General features: G+C 38.0%; 16 protein-coding genes. 2 read left to right on the top strand and 14 right to left on the bottom strand.

The genetic code is table 11. The features are described from left to right. Window positions 1-3: 3 nt before the first annotated feature. The gene (locus DBX25_RS00290; protein ID WP_108668786.1) at window positions 4-795 is read left to right on the top strand and encodes an endonuclease/exonuclease/phosphatase family protein; all 792 of its coding nucleotides are present in this window, start codon (window positions 4-6) and stop codon (window positions 793-795) included. 157 nt (window positions 796-952) lie between these two features. On the opposite strand, the gene DBX25_RS00285 is transcribed toward DBX25_RS00290, so the two are convergent. From DBX25_RS00285 to DBX25_RS00220, 14 genes are all read right to left on the bottom strand, one after another. Next, window positions 953-1,540, bottom strand: a complete 588-nt coding sequence (locus DBX25_RS00285) for a DUF4256 domain-containing protein (protein ID WP_108668785.1) — start codon at window positions 1,538-1,540, stop codon at window positions 953-955. A 231-nt stretch (window positions 1,541-1,771) separates the two neighbouring features. Further along, window positions 1,772-2,857, bottom strand: coding sequence for a PRK06851 family protein (locus DBX25_RS00280; RefSeq protein WP_108668784.1), 1,086 nt, complete (start codon window positions 2,855-2,857; stop codon window positions 1,772-1,774). Between the two features lie 122 nt (window positions 2,858-2,979). Continuing rightward, on the bottom strand, window positions 2,980-3,804 hold the full coding sequence (locus tag DBX25_RS00275; protein WP_108668783.1) for an STAS domain-containing protein: 825 nt from the start codon (window positions 3,802-3,804) through the stop codon (window positions 2,980-2,982). Between the two features lie 235 nt (window positions 3,805-4,039). Next, the gene (locus tag DBX25_RS00270) at window positions 4,040-4,975 is read right to left on the bottom strand and encodes an NAD(P)H-binding protein (RefSeq protein WP_338066662.1); all 936 of its coding nucleotides are present in this window, start codon (window positions 4,973-4,975) and stop codon (window positions 4,040-4,042) included. Between the two features lie 48 nt (window positions 4,976-5,023). Continuing rightward, entirely contained in the window at window positions 5,024-5,593 is a 570-nt protein-coding gene (locus tag DBX25_RS00265) for a TetR/AcrR family transcriptional regulator (protein ID WP_108668782.1), read from the bottom strand. A gap of 685 nt (window positions 5,594-6,278) precedes the next feature. Continuing rightward, the gene (locus tag DBX25_RS00260) at window positions 6,279-8,453 is read right to left on the bottom strand and encodes a DNA topoisomerase III (RefSeq protein ID WP_108668781.1); all 2,175 of its coding nucleotides are present in this window, start codon (window positions 8,451-8,453) and stop codon (window positions 6,279-6,281) included. 84 nt (window positions 8,454-8,537) lie between these two features. After that, window positions 8,538-9,512, bottom strand: coding sequence for a nucleoside hydrolase (locus tag DBX25_RS00255; RefSeq protein ID WP_108668780.1), 975 nt, complete (start codon window positions 9,510-9,512; stop codon window positions 8,538-8,540). A gap of 345 nt (window positions 9,513-9,857) precedes the next feature. After that, window positions 9,858-11,033: a class I SAM-dependent methyltransferase gene (locus tag DBX25_RS00250; RefSeq protein WP_240620092.1), complete on the bottom strand. Its 1,176-nt coding sequence runs from the start codon at window positions 11,031-11,033 to the stop codon at window positions 9,858-9,860. Window positions 11,034-11,107: 74 nt separating this feature from the next. Beyond that, window positions 11,108-11,740, bottom strand: a complete 633-nt coding sequence (locus tag DBX25_RS00245) for a response regulator (RefSeq protein ID WP_108668778.1) — start codon at window positions 11,738-11,740, stop codon at window positions 11,108-11,110. After that, a complete protein-coding gene (locus tag DBX25_RS00240; RefSeq protein ID WP_108668777.1) occupies window positions 11,733-12,776 on the bottom strand; it encodes a sensor histidine kinase in 1,044 nt (347 codons plus the stop codon). The genes DBX25_RS00245 and DBX25_RS00240 overlap by 8 nt, the downstream gene beginning before the upstream one ends. Then, window positions 12,773-13,504, bottom strand: coding sequence for a cell wall-active antibiotics response protein LiaF (gene liaF / locus DBX25_RS00235; RefSeq protein WP_108668776.1), 732 nt, complete (start codon window positions 13,502-13,504; stop codon window positions 12,773-12,775). Before liaF ends, DBX25_RS00240 begins: the two co-directional genes overlap by 4 nt. Before the next feature lie 123 nt (window positions 13,505-13,627). Further along, window positions 13,628-14,275, bottom strand: a complete 648-nt coding sequence (locus tag DBX25_RS00230; protein ID WP_108668775.1) for a PspA/IM30 family protein — start codon at window positions 14,273-14,275, stop codon at window positions 13,628-13,630. Window positions 14,276-14,298: 23 nt separating this feature from the next. Then, window positions 14,299-14,640: a lmo0954 family membrane protein gene (locus DBX25_RS00225; protein ID WP_108668774.1), complete on the bottom strand. Its 342-nt coding sequence runs from the start codon at window positions 14,638-14,640 to the stop codon at window positions 14,299-14,301. Between the two features lie 197 nt (window positions 14,641-14,837). Then, the gene (locus tag DBX25_RS00220) at window positions 14,838-15,752 is read right to left on the bottom strand and encodes a phosphotransferase (protein WP_108668773.1); all 915 of its coding nucleotides are present in this window, start codon (window positions 15,750-15,752) and stop codon (window positions 14,838-14,840) included. A gap of 107 nt (window positions 15,753-15,859) precedes the next feature. Between DBX25_RS00220 and DBX25_RS20965 the strand changes: the two genes are divergently transcribed. Beyond that, the coding region (locus DBX25_RS20965; protein WP_240620091.1) for an NAD(P)/FAD-dependent oxidoreductase at window positions 15,860-16,830 on the top strand (971 nt) is incomplete at its 3' end.

The raw sequence follows: 16,830 nt of genomic DNA, 5'->3' as shown, positions 1-16,830 counted from the left end.
TCTATGAAACTGTTGACGTTGAATTGTCACTCTTGGCAGGAAGAGAATCAACTGGATAAAATTCGAACGATTGCTTCTGGCATTACAGAAAAACGTTACGATGTCATCGCCTTGCAAGAAGTAAGTCAGCTGCAATCTGAACCTCTTGTACAAGGACAGGTTAGAAGAAATAATTTTGTCTTAGCCCTCCTTCAAGAATTAGAAAAGCTTGGGGAAACCTCATATTCTTACACGTGGGATTATGCCCACCTCGGATTTGAAGTGTACGAGGAAGGACTAGCCATATTGACAAGGCATCCTATTAAGGATAAAAAAAGCTTCTTTGTTTCAAAGGGACAGGATACGAATTACTGGAAAACACGTAAAATCGTAGGGTCAACTATTGAAATCAAAGGGAAGCCCATCCATTTCTATTCTTGCCACCTTGGCTGGTGGATGGATGAGGAAGAGCCCTTTCAATACCAGGCTGATCGACTATTCGAACTGGTAAACAATGATGGCCTCTACTTCCTTTTGGGCGATTTTAATAACAATGCCAATCTTCGTGGAGAAGGTTATGATTATTTAGTAAAGCAAGGGTTGTTTGACACTTATCAATTGGCAAGAAGCAAGGATGATGGAGTAACCGTCAAAGGTAAAATTGCGGGTTGGGATCACAACAAACAAGATTTACGACTTGATTTAATCTTAGCCAATCAAGCTGTCAAAGTATCAGAGTCTAAGGTCATTTTTAATGGTACGAACTATCCCGTAGTATCCGATCATTATGGCGTTGAAGTTGTCATTGATCTCTAATAGTTACAGGCAATCCTATCCATTAACTAAAGAGTTATGTCTTGATGGACTTACCTTAATATTCTTGTCAAAACATCCGTAGTTTTGACATCTATGTTGGTATATAACAGAGAAAACTCGCTACAAATATGGCGAGTTTTCTTTGTTTGTGCAAAATTTAAACCCTTAAGGACCCACGGAATCCTCTTGCGGCATAGTAAGATTCCGCACCGTTGTGATATATGAAGACATGCCCGAATCGGCGATCACAAAAGAGTGCACCACCAAGTTTTCTAATATCAGAGGGTGTTTGTACCCAGCTTGACGTTTTCATATCGAAATTCCCAAGTTTCTGCAGCGCTCGATATTGTTCTTCCGTTAATAGTTCAATTCCCATGGTAGCTGCCATATCAATAGCGTTATTTTCTGGTTTATGATTTTTTCTTGACTCCAGTGCTTCACGATCGTAACAAAGACTTCTGCGACCTTTAGGACTTTCCGTTGAGCAATCATAAAAAATGTATTCGTCCTTCGTTTTATCATACTCAACTACATCAGGCTCACCCTCAGTTTTTTCCATTTCATTGAGCGACCATAGTTTTTCCGTATTCGCTTCGAGCTTTGCTTGGACATTAGCCCATTCAAGACCTATATGGCGGTTCATATTTTTCTCAAAACGGGCTTTCAATACTTGGAGTAAGTCTTCCATTTGTTCCATTGACAATTCCTTATGATTGCTAGTTTTATTACTCGTGGTCACATGCATTTCCCCTTTATTGTTTTTACTCATAATGGTTTAAGAGTTTTTTCATTATTAATTACCTATTATCACCCATAATTAACACATATGTACATGTTTCTAATCATTTAAGTCATAAAATCCTAGAAACCACGGTATTAAAAAATGACGTACTCATTTATACGTCATTTTTAGTGTTGTTTATTAAGAAATCAACTGAAAATGGAACATTTAATCATGAACAGGAAAGTCTTCATATCATCTTAACTGTTCAATTTCTTGTAATAACTCATTGTAGATTTCATCGACTACTGTAAAATCAATAGCGGAGAGATAGATTTTCTCTATTTCATCATGGATAGATTTTGCTTGGCGGAGATGTGCAGTTGCTTCTAGCATTTTATTTTTATAGGCTGTGGAAATGCTATTCAATTCAACCTCATATTTCTCATCGGTTCCCTGTTCAATTGCTCGTTCATAAACATCGACAATTGTATCACCTTCACGACTTGGGAAGTATTCATGAGGAGCCGTACTGTCGAAAATAGCAAATCCCAGTTCCCGGACAATAATCATATCCAAACTATTGTGATCAAATCCGCAATGATACACCTCTACATCAAGGCCTCTGTTTTCTGCTTCTGCAGCAAACTTTTTCAGCATCGTAGATTTTCCAGATCCCGGACGTCCTTTAATGAAATAGCGATTCGTAATGTCCTCTGTTAGATTCGGCACATGGTCAACGGCACCATATGGAGTAGCTGCTCCTAAGAACCTGTGACGTACTGTACTCTTTTTATCCACTTGATGCGAACCAAAAAGCTCTACTTTTAGTTCTTCAGTCAAATCGTTCATTTTTTTGAAATCAAGATGGGAGATAAAGATTCTTTCCCAATCATCATGGATGGCAAGTGCTTCTTTGAAAGCAGCATAGCCTTTTTGATAAAGAATAGTTATTTGAGAGTTCATTGCCATAATTTCAGATTTGCGCTCTTTTAAAATAGAGCTGTTCCACGCTTTGCCTAGGTTTACATATTGTTCAATGGCACCAGGAGCTTTAGGTTCAAGAACATGAGGTGCGGTACCATCTACAATTCCCAATCCTAAGCTTCTAATGAGTACTCCATCCAGTGAATTTGGATCAGCGGAACAATGTAAATATTCTACAGCTTGACCTTGCTCCTCATACAGACTTCCAATTTTCTTCATCATGGTGGATTTCCCAGTGCCTGGTCCACCTTTTAGTATATAAATATGTTCAAGTCCTGCTAGATTGGAATCAAACAAGCTTTGGAATCCATTGGCTGTATTACCACTAGCAAAATAATGCAATACCTTTCCCATTAGCCTTACACACTCCCTATGCTTAGGATGTAAATGCCTTCACGACTTACCATATGCAGGGTAAGAAAAATGGGTGAATGTCTATTGCTTGTAGAATTTATTACCCTAAAAAAAGTGATCTTCTATTGATTCGTACTAAGTATAGCTTGTTGTACTGTCCCATACGTATTTAAAGAAGTAAAGTCAATGCCAGCTTTTATTATATTAATAGCTAATTCAGGTCGAATTCCTGTTAACATCGAATTAACCCCGATTAAATCCAGAACTTCTTTAATCTTAAAAATCTCCCTAGCGACCTCAGTATCAATTGTAGCTATTCCAGAGAAGTCAATAATAAGAGTTTCGATATTCAAATCATTAATCTTTGGTATGACACTCGTTAGAATATGTTCACTTCTATCTAAATCAAATTCTCCGATTAACGGAAGAATGGCTACTCCATTTTGAATGGGGACAACTGGTGATGATAACTCCCTAATCACATTTTGGCTTTTCTTATTAGCTTCATTCGCTAATCGTTCTCGTTCAATAATACTCTCAGTAATACTTAAATCTAGTAAAAAACTGATACGGTTATTGACATAAACAACTTCCTCTGTAGAAAGTCCTTCTTTTATAGATACTTTGGTAAGCATCTCTATTAAACGAAGGCGAGTCTCAGCATACGGACGGACAATTTTGGAGATATCTTCGAAACTAAATTGTGTTTCAGTTTGTGCTGCATGTTGTTTATGCCATTCAATGAATCTTCCTGCTACTTCTTCATTTGTTAAGTTCAGAGAATTCCCTAAGAACTCTAAAAATTCACGATTGGTGTTTATGGATTTCTCTATAATTTCAACTGGTAATTCTATTTCTAGTTTTCCAAGATTATAATCAACAATTTCTTTGCTTATAGATTCTGAATTTTGTAAAAGATATTTAGAAAATCTTTCAATTGGATACACCCGTTCATCTCCTAACAATCTGTTTACAATCCATTACGATGAATTACCTTCCAGTATTTTCACTATTATATCATGAATTAGGAGATACAAGCTGTATTAGAACATGACGCAAACTATTAGAAGATGATTTCTAGTGATATTTATTGTAGTGTAAATATAAATGCCATTCTGACTGGAAAGGATGCACTAAAAAAATTAAGAAAGTGAAAAATGGTGTAGTTAATTAGGAAATTAGTTAGTTTATTTTCTGAAGAGTTTGGATGGTGTGTAGTATTCCTTCTTGAAATGGAGTTCTCGGTAGTGGTCCAATTTCTTTCTCAAACTTAGTACTATCTAGGATAAATGGTTCTTCTGTTAAATACAGCATCTCTTCGACTTCTTTCATACCTTTATTGAAGATTCCTAGGAAACCTATCATTTTTTTCCCTGTTATCACAAATTTCTTCTTATAACCTAGCTGATCTTGGACTATCTGATGAATTTCCTTTCCACTTATAGTACCTGTTCCAGCTATGTTCCATGATTGATTGTACGCATTGGGACGGAGAGAGAGTTCAACTAATGCTTTTGCTCCATCTGGGGTATAAATATATTCCCTTTGGATAGACGGATCACCAACAAATATGCTTTTTCGATTTTCCGCTACAGACTTTAAAGTCATATGAAGAATCGTATTAGGTGCAAGAGGTCCATAGAAATCTGGAAAATGTGCATGGATGTATGAAATCCCTGCATCCTTGAGACCCTTTTCCACTTTTAAACGAAGCTTCCCTTTTTTCGTATTCGGCTGCTTGACTGCCGCTTCTGTATGTTGAACTTCTGTTTTTCTTCCATAAGCATAAATATTATCTACTACCACAAGCTTTGCTCCACAATCTTGTGTGGCCTTCCAAATATTTTGATTTAGTAGTAAAAGCTTTTCTTCCCAATGCTCATATGGAATATTGATAGCATGAAAGATTAAGTCCATCCCTTTAGTAGCTGTTCTTAAAGCTTCTGAATCGAAAACATCTCCCGTTACTACTTTAACTTTGTTTCCAAACAACTCTACAGCTTTAGCCTTATTTCTTACGAAAACCGACACATCCATGCCTCTATCCAACAATTCTTTTGTGATTGCAAAGCCCATCCCGCCTGTAGCACCTAACACCATCGTTTTTATCATTGTCATTGTCATTCCTCCTATTATTTAACCACTGGTCAATAATGCCGAAAATTTTTAATCAAGTAAGCCTTTTACCAAAAAGTTCGCATGAATCTTAGCTAATTCTTTCACATCTACAAACGACTGTCCGCTTCTACAATAATGCGTTATAAAGCCATGCAGTGATAAGAATACTGTCCAGATTTGTCTAATCGTTGCTTTTCCTTCACATAGTGTAAAAATGGCGTGTGCAAATCGTTCATAGCTAGTATTGGGAGCTTCATTTACATAACTTTTTACTTCTTCATCCTTAATTAGAAACATGATTTCATATTGATTTTGATGATTTAATCCAAATTCGATAAATCCTAAAAAAATACTTACTAACTTTTCTCTGGAAGGTAATTTGCGTTCTAGAATCTCAATCAGAATAGCATCTAATTGACGAAAATCATGTTCCACCATTTTGTAAAAAATTTCAGCCTTATTCTTAAAATGATAATAAATGGCTCCATGGCTACAATTCAGTTCTTTTGCGATTTGTCTCATTGAAACATGTTGAAACCCTTGATGTACAAAAAGATTTCGTGCAGCATCCATGATCATCTCTCTTGTTAGTTCACTTTCTGCTTTTCTTGGTGCCATGTTTACGATTCTCCTTTATTGACCACTGTTCAATAAAATTATATGTTATCACAATCATTTTAGCAACTATTTCCAGAAATTTTTTTAATAAACAAATAGGTGTTCACACTACTAATAAATATTGGGCTCTTTTCCTAAAGACTCTTAAAACAACAATAAGCGATCCTGGCTCCCATGTGGAATTCCAAGATCGCTTAGACTATTTCATCTTCCATTTTAATTCATAAACCCTTTCTATTTTTCCATCTATACTATGGAATTCATTAGATTTTATTTACCCAGTGCAGCAGATTTCTACACCTTCGCCTTACTTATGTCATTGGTACCACCTTTTCTTTTTTAGAATGGGAATGCTTTTTTGGTTTGTACCCGGCGTTCTTTTTCTACGCCTTCGCCTTACTTATGTCATTGGAATCACCTCTTAGGAGGAATGTGTATGATTCTTCTTTTCTTAAAGGGTAACTCCTTTCTAGTGTATTGTTGAGTTGTTTCTTGGTTTAATATTAGTATGTTTTTTGTATATTGTAAATATTCATAAAATTCTGATATATAGAGTTTTTCCTCTATATGCTCTATCATTCTTAATTATTCTTCGTTTTTCTTACTTTTTAAAACTTTTTTCAGATACATTTACTCTATTAAACAGGAGCTATTCCTGTAAAGGATAGCTCCTGTTTAATAGAATCTATTTCAATTTTAATTTCGCTAATGCATCTGCAAGTGCAGTATTGATAGGCTCATCATTGTTTTGCTTTTTCATATATTGAGCCACTTCGCGTTTATTACCTACAGATTGGCTTGTTTTTTTCTTGCGTTCTTGGAAGGAGCTAAGCTTTTCACGATGCCCACATGAACAGGCAAAGATTTGGCCTTCTCCTTCTCCACGCAATTCCAGCTTTTTGTGACAAACAGGGCAACGTGCGTTTGTCGCTCTTGAAATGGATTTACGGAAGCCGCATTCGCGATCCTGACAAACGTTCATTTTACCTTTTTTCCCATTGACTTCTAGGAGAAGTTTGCCACAGTCTGGACATTTCTTTCCAGTGACATTGTCATGTCTAAATCGTTGAGTGTTGTTCTTGATTTCATGTACAGCGCTATGGGCATAATTCTTCATTTCCACAATGAAAGTCTGCTTGGATAGCTTACCTTGAGCAATTTGCTGTAGTTTTTGCTCCCACTCTGCTGTTAATGCCGGGGATTTCAAATCATCTGGAACCAGCTCAAGCAGTTGTTTTCCTTTAGAAGTGACAAAGATGCCTTTTCCTTTTTTCTCGATTAAAAAGGAATTGAAGAGCTTTTCAATAATATCGGCTCTCGTAGCGACTGTACCAAGTCCTCCTGTTTCCCCAAGAGTCTTAATCAAATCCTTGCTTTCTCCACTCATAAAGCGAACTGGGTTTTCCATCGCAGAAAGAAGAGTTCCTTCATTGAAAGGTTCAGGTGGTTTTGTTTCACCCTTTGTCATTGAAATGGATGAAAGTTTTAGTTTATCCCCTTTTTGTAAGACAGGTAGTGACTGGTCATCCTCTACATCCTCTTCATCATATTGATATACATCTTTCCAACCTTGCCCGATAATCCGTTTTCCCTTGGCAATAAAGGATTCTTTACCTATTTCCACTTTTAAAGTTGTTTGTTCAAACTCGAAAGGAGGTAAAAGGACCGCTAAAAATCTTTTAACAATCAAATCATAAATTTTGTACTCTTTATCAGACAGTTTTTGCAGGAAAGGTGTCTGTTCAGTCGGAATAATAGCATGGTGATCAGATACCTTTTTATCATCCACAAAGGATCCGTTTACTCGGATAGGACTTCTTAAGAGTTTGGACGCCCATTGGCTATAAGGCTTGATACTTACTGCTTCTAATCTTTCTTTAAGTGTATCTACCAAGTCACTAGAAAGGAACTTTGAATCCGTTCTAGGGTAAGTAACTACCTTATATTGCTCATATAAGCGTTGGGTGATTGATAGTGTTTCCTTAGCAGAATAACCGAAAATTCGGTTGGCATCCCTTTGTAGCTCGGTTAAATCATATAAGCCAGGAGCATAGGTTTTCTTCATACTCTTTTGGATTTCCATTATCTCTGCCGGTTCATTTTGAATTTGCTTAAGCAAAGATTTTGCTTTTTCTTCTTCAAAAATCCTCGTCTCTTTCGTTTTTTCTGCTTGCCATGTCAGCGATATACCATGCTCCGTAACAGCTCGTAAGCCAAAATAGGATTTTGGGACAAAAGAGCGAATTTCTTCTTCACGTTTTGCAATCATCGCCAATGTTGGAGTCTGTACCCGTCCACAAGAAAGCTGAGCATTGTACTTAGTCGTCAATGCCCTTGTTGCATTAATTCCTACTAGCCAATCCGCTTCTGCCCTTGCTTGTGCAGAAGCATATAAGTTTAAATATTCTTTTCCATCTTTCAGTTTTTGGAATCCTTGTTTGATGGCTTTATCCGTTACTGAGGAAATCCAAAGACGTTTGATAGGTTTGTTAGCATGCGCCTTTTCTAAAATCCAACGAGCAACTAGTTCCCCTTCACGACCAGCGTCGGTCGCAATGATGATTTCTTTGACATCAGAGCGATTCAATTGAGTTTTCACCGCTTGGAATTGCTTGCCCGTCTTTTTAATAACAACTAGTTTTAATGAGGATGGAAGCATAGGTAAGTCTTCCAATTTCCAAGCTTTATATTTATCATCGTAAGCTTCAGGATCGGCTAGTGTCACTAAATGACCGAGCGCCCAGGTTACGATATATTCATTTCCTTCAAAAAAACCATTTCCTTTTTTATGACAGCCAAGCACCTTCGCAATATCTCTTCCTACTGAAGGCTTTTCAGCCAATACAACCGTTTTTTTCATACATACATCCTTCCGTTTATTCTGACTGCCTATAAGTATCTCAAAAAAATAACCAGAACGAAAGAGAGGCGATAAAACCAATCATTATTCCTCATTGATTCGGTTTCGTAAAAATGAACTCATAAAATCCTGGGTAAATGCTTCATAATTCATATTGAATGCTACCTTTTGAACAACCAAATCCTTTTGTGGATTATATCGGAAATCAGCAAAGCTTTGACCAAATGCATTGCCTCGGTCCACAATGACCTTTACTGGAAGATCGCGAGTTTCAAAGGCATCTGGGTTCACTAAGTAGAATAAAGTAACTGCATCATGGATGGGGGCTCCTTGGATTCCCGGATAATTTTTACTATAAAAATTTTGATAGAATTCTAAGAGTGGCTTCACCATTAGGCCAAGAGGATCTTTTGTTTGTTGGTGGAACACATTGATTTGGTCAGCCATTGCAGGGGTGATTAAAGCGTTTTGGGTTACGTTTAAGGGAATAACTGTTACGTTTGTGGCATATCGGAGAACAAGGTTCGCAGCATAGGGATCTCCATAGAAGTTCGCTTCTGACAGTGCAGTGACATTCCCAGGATAGAAGAACGCACCACCCATCATAATTATTCGCTTCACCTGCCGCATAATGTCCAAAGCCAGGATGAAGGTTGTCGCCAAGGAAGAAAGCCTTCCGAAGGTGACAATGGTTAAGTCTCGATAGTGCATTTTTATTATCGGAATGAGGTCCTCTATCGGGAATGTATTAAATTCCCCTGTCTCTGGTAACTGTGGATTGAATGGCCCTAACCCCTCTTGACCGTGTACATCTGGAAAGAACTCGGGATCTATCGCTGTTAGAGGCACATATGATCCTTGAAAGATTGGAATATCATACCTACCTGAAATATATTGGATAAAATTCAAATTTCGTAGCACTTTATTCCTCGGTACGTTTCCATAGTCAGCAACGACTCCAAGTATCTCGAAATCCTCACGGAACATGGCTTTGAAGAGCGCAATCGTATCGTCTATGCCAAAATCTCCAAAAATAATAATCTTCTTTGGATTTGCCATCTTATCACCTCTTTCTCAATATATGTAGCCATGTATCCGTTATAGAATGGAGTTGAAATATTCATCACACCAACCATCTAAGAGAATGGTAGCTTGATCCAACCTACTTTTGAATTCAAAGAAGCATATGGAAGCAGTCGTTGGGTTTTTGAAGGAATAAATGTGGCACGAACAAGACTTCTATGAAGGCTGGATTACCAAGGTATGGAATGTAGAGGAATGGTCCAATCAAAATCAACAAGCTGTTATTAAAGTACGGGACTGACCTTATTAGGTTGAGCCCCGTTTTGCATTCAAGATTCCATTACCAATCACTTATCATTCCTATAAATCGGAGCAATTAAATCATTTTCTCGCCACTAACGTATAGGTTTTCGGTAAACCAATATCATGAAGCTTATGGTTCGGCTCTTCTTCTAGGATTTCCAAAATCAATCCCGCCTTCGCTACTGAAGTGACCACTTCACCAAGTGTCCATTTTCTTTGGATCGTTCTAGACAATTGGCCTTGTTCTTCATCTGGCAAATGCTTGGAGAAAGCAACCATACTCTCTTGCAGTGTAGGGTCAAAGTAATTTCCTGTTACCTTGTGTTTTTTCCCATTCGACGCTATAAGCTTGGTCGAAATTGGGTGGAATTCATGTAAGATAAAGACTCCTCCAGTGGCAAGAAGTGATTTCACTTTTTCCATTAGAGGGTTTAGAGAAATGAAATAATGGAGCACACCCAATTCCATGAGGACGTAATCATAGTTATCCAACTCTTCATTCAAAGATAGGGCATCTGACACGATATAGGTAATATCCACTCCAGCTGCTTCTGCCACTTCTTTAGCAAACATCTCATTTTCTTTAGAAAAATCCGCTACTGTTACGTCAGCACCAAGCAAAGCCATAGCTGTCGCTTTTACCCCATTTGATCCAAGCAAATGCATGACTTTCTTGTTTTTTAAATCCTGCATGTACTTATAAAAAGGGTGCAATCGCCATTTTGGATTCTGTTTGATTTTGCCTGCAATCTTTCCTGGCTCACCATATCTTTGAATCAAGGCTGTGTAGTTATTTTGATTCCAAGCTTGCTCATTTTGTTCCGTCAATGATTTCTGAGTGTTAAGCAGGAATTCATTAACCAGAGAGTGGTGTAGGAAATTCTGGTCATATAATCCACTATAGAAGGAACGAGCAAAAACTTCTTTTCCATCAATCGTAATTCCAATTCGGTATGGGTCTGTTTTGACGGTCGTATTGAAATAACAAAGAATCGTTATTTGGACGTCCTGATAGGTAAGCCAGAATTCGGCCTTTTCTGCGTCTCTTGTTATGGGAGATGGGGAAAATTTAGTAAGATTCGAATAAGCCGAGTCCAAAACATCCCACTGAATCAATACTTGGATGTCTAATGCTGAAATAGGAACACCTTGTAACGATAAGGACGCTTCCCCAATAAATGTGTAAGGTATATGTGCTTCTTCTATAATTGAAGCAAAATCTTTGATTATTTGTTGATAAGTATTTGTATTCACGGTATCCTCCATGGAAGTTTCACTTAATCAGCATTATACCGCACTTTCAGTTAAGTTTGAAAAGCACCCCTGCATCATTTTGCTAAGGAGTGCTTGAATGCATAGATGACCGCTTGGGTACGGTCCTGTACCTCTAGCTTGCTTAAGATGCTACTTACATGAACCTTTGCCGTTTTCAAGGCAATAAAGAGTTCATCGGCGATTTCTTGATTACTCTTTCCTTGTGCCATTAGCAGAAGGATTTCCATTTCCCGATTGGTTAGCTGATCATGGAGTTGAACGTTCTGAGGCTGTCGCATTTTTTTCATCATTTTGCCTGTTACTTCAGGTTCCAATACTGACTGCCCATGATAGGTTGACCTCACAGCATTTGCTATTTCACTTGCCTTTGATGTTTTAAGCATATAGCTTGTGGCCCCTGCTTCTAGGGCAGGATACACTTTTTCATCATCCAAGAAGCTTGTGACGATGATAATTTTAGCTTCTGGCCATTGGGCGATAATCTGCCTTGTTGCTTCAATTCCATCCATTTCCTTCATGACCAAATCCATTAAAATAATGTCAGGTTTCAACTGCAGGGCAAGTTCCACACCCTTTTTTCCATCATCCGCTTCTCCTACTACCTCTATATCCGGTTGTGCAGAAAGATAAGAAGAAACGCCAATCCTAACCATTTCATGATCATCTACAAACACTACTCTAATCATCGCAACCATCCTTTTTTAGTACAGGAACCTTTACCTCCAAGCGTGTTCCTTTTTGGACCACACTTACAATCTTCAAAGTTCCACCTATTTCTACTGCACGTTCACGCATATTCTGAAGACCATACGAACCAGTCCGTGATTGTTCGACATCAAAGCCTTTCCCGTCATCTGTTACCCGCAGGATGATCATCTGCTCTCGACATATCAACAGGACCTCTAATGAAGTGGCCTTTGAATGACGAAGAGTATTTGAAACGGATTCCTGCAAGATTCGGAATAGATGATCTTCTACACCTTTGTCCAATGCTGTATCTTCAATTTTCCATGTAATATCGATAGGAACCTTTTGCTTAAGTTCCATGAGTAACTCTTTAATGCCTTCTTGCAAGGTCTTCCCTTTAAGCGGAACCGGGCGGAGATGTAACAATAGGGCTCTCATTTCAAGCTGTGATTGGTGAATCATTTGTTCAACCATCTGAAGCTGGCGATTTTCTGTTTCATTTTCTAACGATCTTGTTTCATTGATGGCTGACATAAGCATTGAAGCTCCAAACAATTGCTGGCTAACCGAGTCGTGAAGCTCCCTTGCCAATCGATTTCGCTCCTGAGAAACGATTTCCTGGACACGCTTCTCCTGATCTTCAGCACGTTCATTTGCAAGTTTTTGAGAAAGAACTACCTGCTCGGCTACGTGTTGCTGTAACTTATTCATTTTTTGAAGAACCGATTCTACTTCAGACACTTGTTTTTTAGACGTATATTGAACGGGCTTTCCTTGTTCCACATCAATGAAAGAATCAGCAATATGCTTGATTTGTTTATGCCAAGAATAGCCGGATAAAGCTCCTGCGACTATTCCAATCAATACACAAACCGCTATTACGAATATAATAAACGGGAGATCGAATATCTCTTGCTCCCAAATGATTTCAAAGTTTATAGGGGGATAAAATAAAATAAAAAAAGTGCTCAACATCAAAGCAAGGCTAAGCGAATAGAACATCCCCCATAAAATTTGCCGGGTAATAATGCTCATATCCGCTTCACCTCCAAGTTGCCTACCATTAGGCTTGTGACAATCTTGATTTTCTTCTCAGCGTCATCATAGCCACTTGTTTGATATTGTAGATTTTGATTGAATAGTTGCGGATCATGCTGATTGAAAATCTTTGAAGAACCTACAATTGTGGAATGAACGATTTTCACTTCTGTTTCATAGGGTACAAAGATTTGTACGTTCCCTAATATATTTCGTACAAAAATGACATTTTCACCCTTAGGCAGTACTGTGTTGCTTATATCAATCATCGTGTCACCCACGCCACCCTGAATGTTGACATCATTCCATTCAAAAACGGTTTCAGGCGTTTTTTGACGGCCAAACAGCATATTTTGAAAAAACAAAGGCTTTTTTAATACCTGCTCAGGGTTTAAGGCTGCCACATCTGTCCCAAATTCCGGATTGAAGAAATGGGGATTTTTCTTTCGTTGGACAAATTGGAAAATGACTAAAAGAAGAATTGCCATCAGGAAAAATTTGAAGGCCATCATGCTAAAAATTGCTCCTGCTGCACTGACAATACCTATCCAAAAAAGGATTTTACCTAATGTCCTTGACCACTTTTTCCTACCAAAATAAATCATACATGCGGAAAATACGAGGGAAACAATCAAACCACTATCAAAGAAGGAGATTTCCAAGAGCAATAAAATGACGCCGATAATTAATATCGATGCCACATAATCTGTTCTTGACTTAAACATCGCAATTCCCCTCCCTTTTCTCTGTTAATCTTGTAAAAAAGGCGCAGCTTTTCATCCACGCCTTTTCGAATGTCGTTATCTATTTTCTATCTATCATTTCATACTTAGCATACCATGTTTTAATTAAGAATTTGACACCATTTCCTTATTTTTCATTTCTTTTTCTAACTGTGCGATTCTTGCATCGATTGTCTGACGGTAATAAGAAGAATTCACTTGTTGTTCCAAACGATCTAAGTAAGACTCCATCTCATCGAATCTAGCATAAGACTGGTTTTTATCAGATTTTTGCTCTAAGACGTTACTAATTTTATTTTGGGCACGTGCAATGTTTTCTCTTCCCATTAACTCTAGTCTCTTAATGTGCATATCCTTAAGCTTATGTTTCATTTCCTCATATTTGTGCTCTAGCTCTACCAATTGGTTCGTCACGTCTTGTAAGGATTCCTTTAAACGGGAAGCACGTTCCTCGTAGCTTGTTTTTTCATTGTTAGCAAAGGTATGAAGCTCTGATTCACCAGCTTGCATTGCTACATCCGCTTGGCGTGCTCTTTTTTCAGCCATTTGAAGGGCATTGTGATATTCTCTCGTAAACTCTTCTTTCAAACGATATTGTCTTTCTACAAGTTTACGTACTTTTTCTGTTTCATGCTCGCACTCACGTAGGTATTGATTCAACATCGCAATCGGATTTTTTTGTTCTTTGTTATCTAAAAGCTCATGTAAGTCAGCAGAGATGGTATTAATCATTCGATTAAATAAGTTTTTCATAATAGAGGTCTCCTTTAGGAATATTATTTGTTTAGATTTTTCCATTCATTTTCAAAATTTGTGAATGGATCATTTTTCTCAATGATTTCCACTTTATTTTCATTCCATTTTTTATACACTACATACAGAACATAGGCTGCCACTAAACCAATGATGGAAGGGACGTTTGAAATGGCTGCACATAACATGATGATTCCAAGAGCTGCCCACAAAAATTTCTTGAACGTAGTTTCTGCTTTTAGGAATCCCTTTAGTGCGAAGTAAGCAATCGCAAGTGAAACCACCAACCCAACCATTGGACCTAAATTTGAGAACAATACGATGGCAGCGATTCCTCCTGCAACTAGTAAACCGAATTTTTTCATCTTTCGTTCCTCCTTTCTCGTCTTTATGTTTCTATCTTATCTAGATTTCTTATTTGCCATAATCGCCCTCCGCTATATTTTGTAGTAAGTCTGGAGGCGTATTTATTAGTACGACCCTCCTATTGAACGCCGGTTTTTAAATAAGGACATCAAAAAAGCTTGAAGTCCTATGAAGAGACCCAAGCCCTTTTATGTTTTTATGGTTGCTCCAGTAATGAGTAATAAATGGATTCCCTTGCCGCTTTTACTACTGAAGGATCTTCAATATCCAAACCATATAAAAGTAAGGAAACTCCAGTGTAGACTGCCTTAAAGCGGGCAAGTTTTATGCTTTCCACGTCAAGTTCCCCGTAAATTCTATAGAAAGATTCTCTTCCTTCTAAAGGTAAATAAGCGAAGACAATCGATAAATCCACTGCAGGATGTCCAATATGCATATCTCCCCAATCAATAATTCCTGACAGGACTCCATCATTATCTACAAGGATGTTTCTTATATGAAGGTCTCCATGGTTGAAGGTTTCCTTTTTACCTTCTACAAATGGCGTCACCGTTTCAAGATAAGCTTTCACTTTTTCAAAAATGACTTTCTGCCCTAATTGAGAGAGTTTTTTCGTCATTTCCTCGAGCTTCGGTTTACGGAATGAGGTGTCGGTTCTTCTAATGAAATCATTCGGTACTCCCAACTCTCTTGCTGTTTCTACTGAAAAAGCATGAATGGTTTTCAAAAAGTATGCTAGCGGTTCAGCGGCTTGGATTCTTTGATGATCGTCCAAATCTTGTGGAAGCTCACCATACACTTTCTTGTATCCGAGAAATGGGTAAGGATAGCTTCCTTCTGCTTTACCGAAAAACAAGGGTTCTGGATATGGTAATTGGATTCTGCCACGAAATTGAGGAAGTACTTTCGCCTCCGTTTCTAATAATTTCACAGCGATATCTCTTCTTGGAAACCGAAAGACGTACCTATTATCAACATCAAAAACTGTATTATCATACCCCTTCCCTAATAATCGCATGTTACACCCAACTAAATCTTGGAACTGGGATTCTATCAACTTTCGTGCTTCAACAAGACTTAATTCATATTCGGGGTCCCAAGGATTCCTCAAAACAATCACCTTTTTCTGATTTAGTACTTTATTAAGATTTTACACATGAAAAATAAGGTTTTGGAAATTTTATGAATGGCAATAGTGCTACTAGGAGGCGATTAAATTTGAATACTAACAAAAAGAAACTGCCACATCAACCCGAACCATATTGGCGTTCTTCTACGGATATAGAAGACTTTCCAGCCCTTAAAGAGTCCATTTCAACACAAGCCTTAGTCGTTGGAGGTGGGATTACTGGAATTACTACCGCTTATTTACTCGCTAAATCTGGGGTCCGCACCGTTTTAATCGATGCAGGAAAAGTATTGAATGGAACGACTGGTCATACGACAGCCAAAATCACCGCCCAACATGACCTAATTTACGATGAATTGATTCAGCATTTTGGTAAAGAAAAAGCCAAATTATATTATGAAGCAAACATTCAAGCCGGAAATATGATGAAGGATATCATCCATGAGCATAGAGTTAGCTGTGATTACTCTGTACAAGATGCTTATTTATATGCAACGACTACTAAAGGTAAAGAGCAGTTAGAAAAAGAAGCGAAGGCGTATAAAGAGCTCGGAATCGATGGAGAGTTACAATACGACTCGAAGCTACCGTTTCACATTACAGCAGCCTTAAAGATGAGAAACCAAGCTCAATTCCATCCCCTTCAATACTTGAAGCATTTACTGAATGATTTTATTAAAATGGGGGGAGTGGTATATGAACATACAACGGCCAAATCAGTAAATGAAGCTGATCATCCCATTATTACCACTCATTTAGGCTATACGATTACGTGTGATCATTTAGTGATTGCTTCTCATTTTCCATTTCATGATGGGATGGGCTTTTACTTTACTCGGTTGCATGCAGAGCGTTCCTATGTTCTTGCCATTAAAGCAAACTCCGAATTTCCTGGAGGAATGTATTTAAGTGTGGATGAGCCAACCCGGTCGTTGCGTTCAGTCCAAATTGATGGAAGCGAACATATATTAGTTGGTGGAGAAAGTCATAAAACCGGACAAGGCATTCCAACTATCCAACATTACGAAACACTTCAACAATTTGCCGAAGAAACTTTTGA

Origin of the sequence: Peribacillus acanthi (assembly GCF_003073175.1) — a bacterium.
Taxonomy (GTDB): Bacteria; Bacillota; Bacilli; order Bacillales; family DSM-1321; genus Bacillus_BN; species Bacillus_BN acanthi.
The sequence above is the reverse complement of the archived record's forward strand: the minus strand, read 5'-3'. Positions and strand labels throughout refer to the sequence as shown.

Coding starts and splice junctions, on each gene's coding strand:
- DBX25_RS00225 (WP_108668774.1), bottom strand. CDS start 14,640: ATGAAAAAATTCGGTTTACTAGTTGCAGGAGGAATCGCTGCCATCGTA.
- DBX25_RS00265 (WP_108668782.1), bottom strand. CDS start 5,593: ATGGCACCAAGAAAAGCAGAAAGTGAACTAACAAGAGAGATGATCATG.
- DBX25_RS00245 (WP_108668778.1), bottom strand. CDS start 11,740: ATGATTAGAGTAGTGTTTGTAGATGATCATGAAATGGTTAGGATTGGC.
- DBX25_RS00260 (WP_108668781.1), bottom strand. CDS start 8,453: ATGAAAAAAACGGTTGTATTGGCTGAAAAGCCTTCAGTAGGAAGAGAT.
- DBX25_RS00230 (WP_108668775.1), bottom strand. CDS start 14,275: ATGAAAAACTTATTTAATCGAATGATTAATACCATCTCTGCTGACTTA.
- DBX25_RS00280 (WP_108668784.1), bottom strand. CDS start 2,857: ATGGGAAAGGTATTGCATTATTTTGCTAGTGGTAATACAGCCAATGGA.
- liaF (WP_108668776.1), bottom strand. CDS start 13,504: ATGTTTAAGTCAAGAACAGATTATGTGGCATCGATATTAATTATCGGC.
- DBX25_RS00270 (WP_338066662.1), bottom strand. CDS start 4,975: ATGACAATGATAAAAACGATGGTGTTAGGTGCTACAGGCGGGATGGGC.
- DBX25_RS00290 (WP_108668786.1), top strand. CDS start 4: ATGAAACTGTTGACGTTGAATTGTCACTCTTGGCAGGAAGAGAATCAA.
- DBX25_RS00285 (WP_108668785.1), bottom strand. CDS start 1,540: ATGCATGTGACCACGAGTAATAAAACTAGCAATCATAAGGAATTGTCA.
- DBX25_RS00255 (WP_108668780.1), bottom strand. CDS start 9,512: ATGGCAAATCCAAAGAAGATTATTATTTTTGGAGATTTTGGCATAGAC.
- DBX25_RS00240 (WP_108668777.1), bottom strand. CDS start 12,776: ATGAGCATTATTACCCGGCAAATTTTATGGGGGATGTTCTATTCGCTT.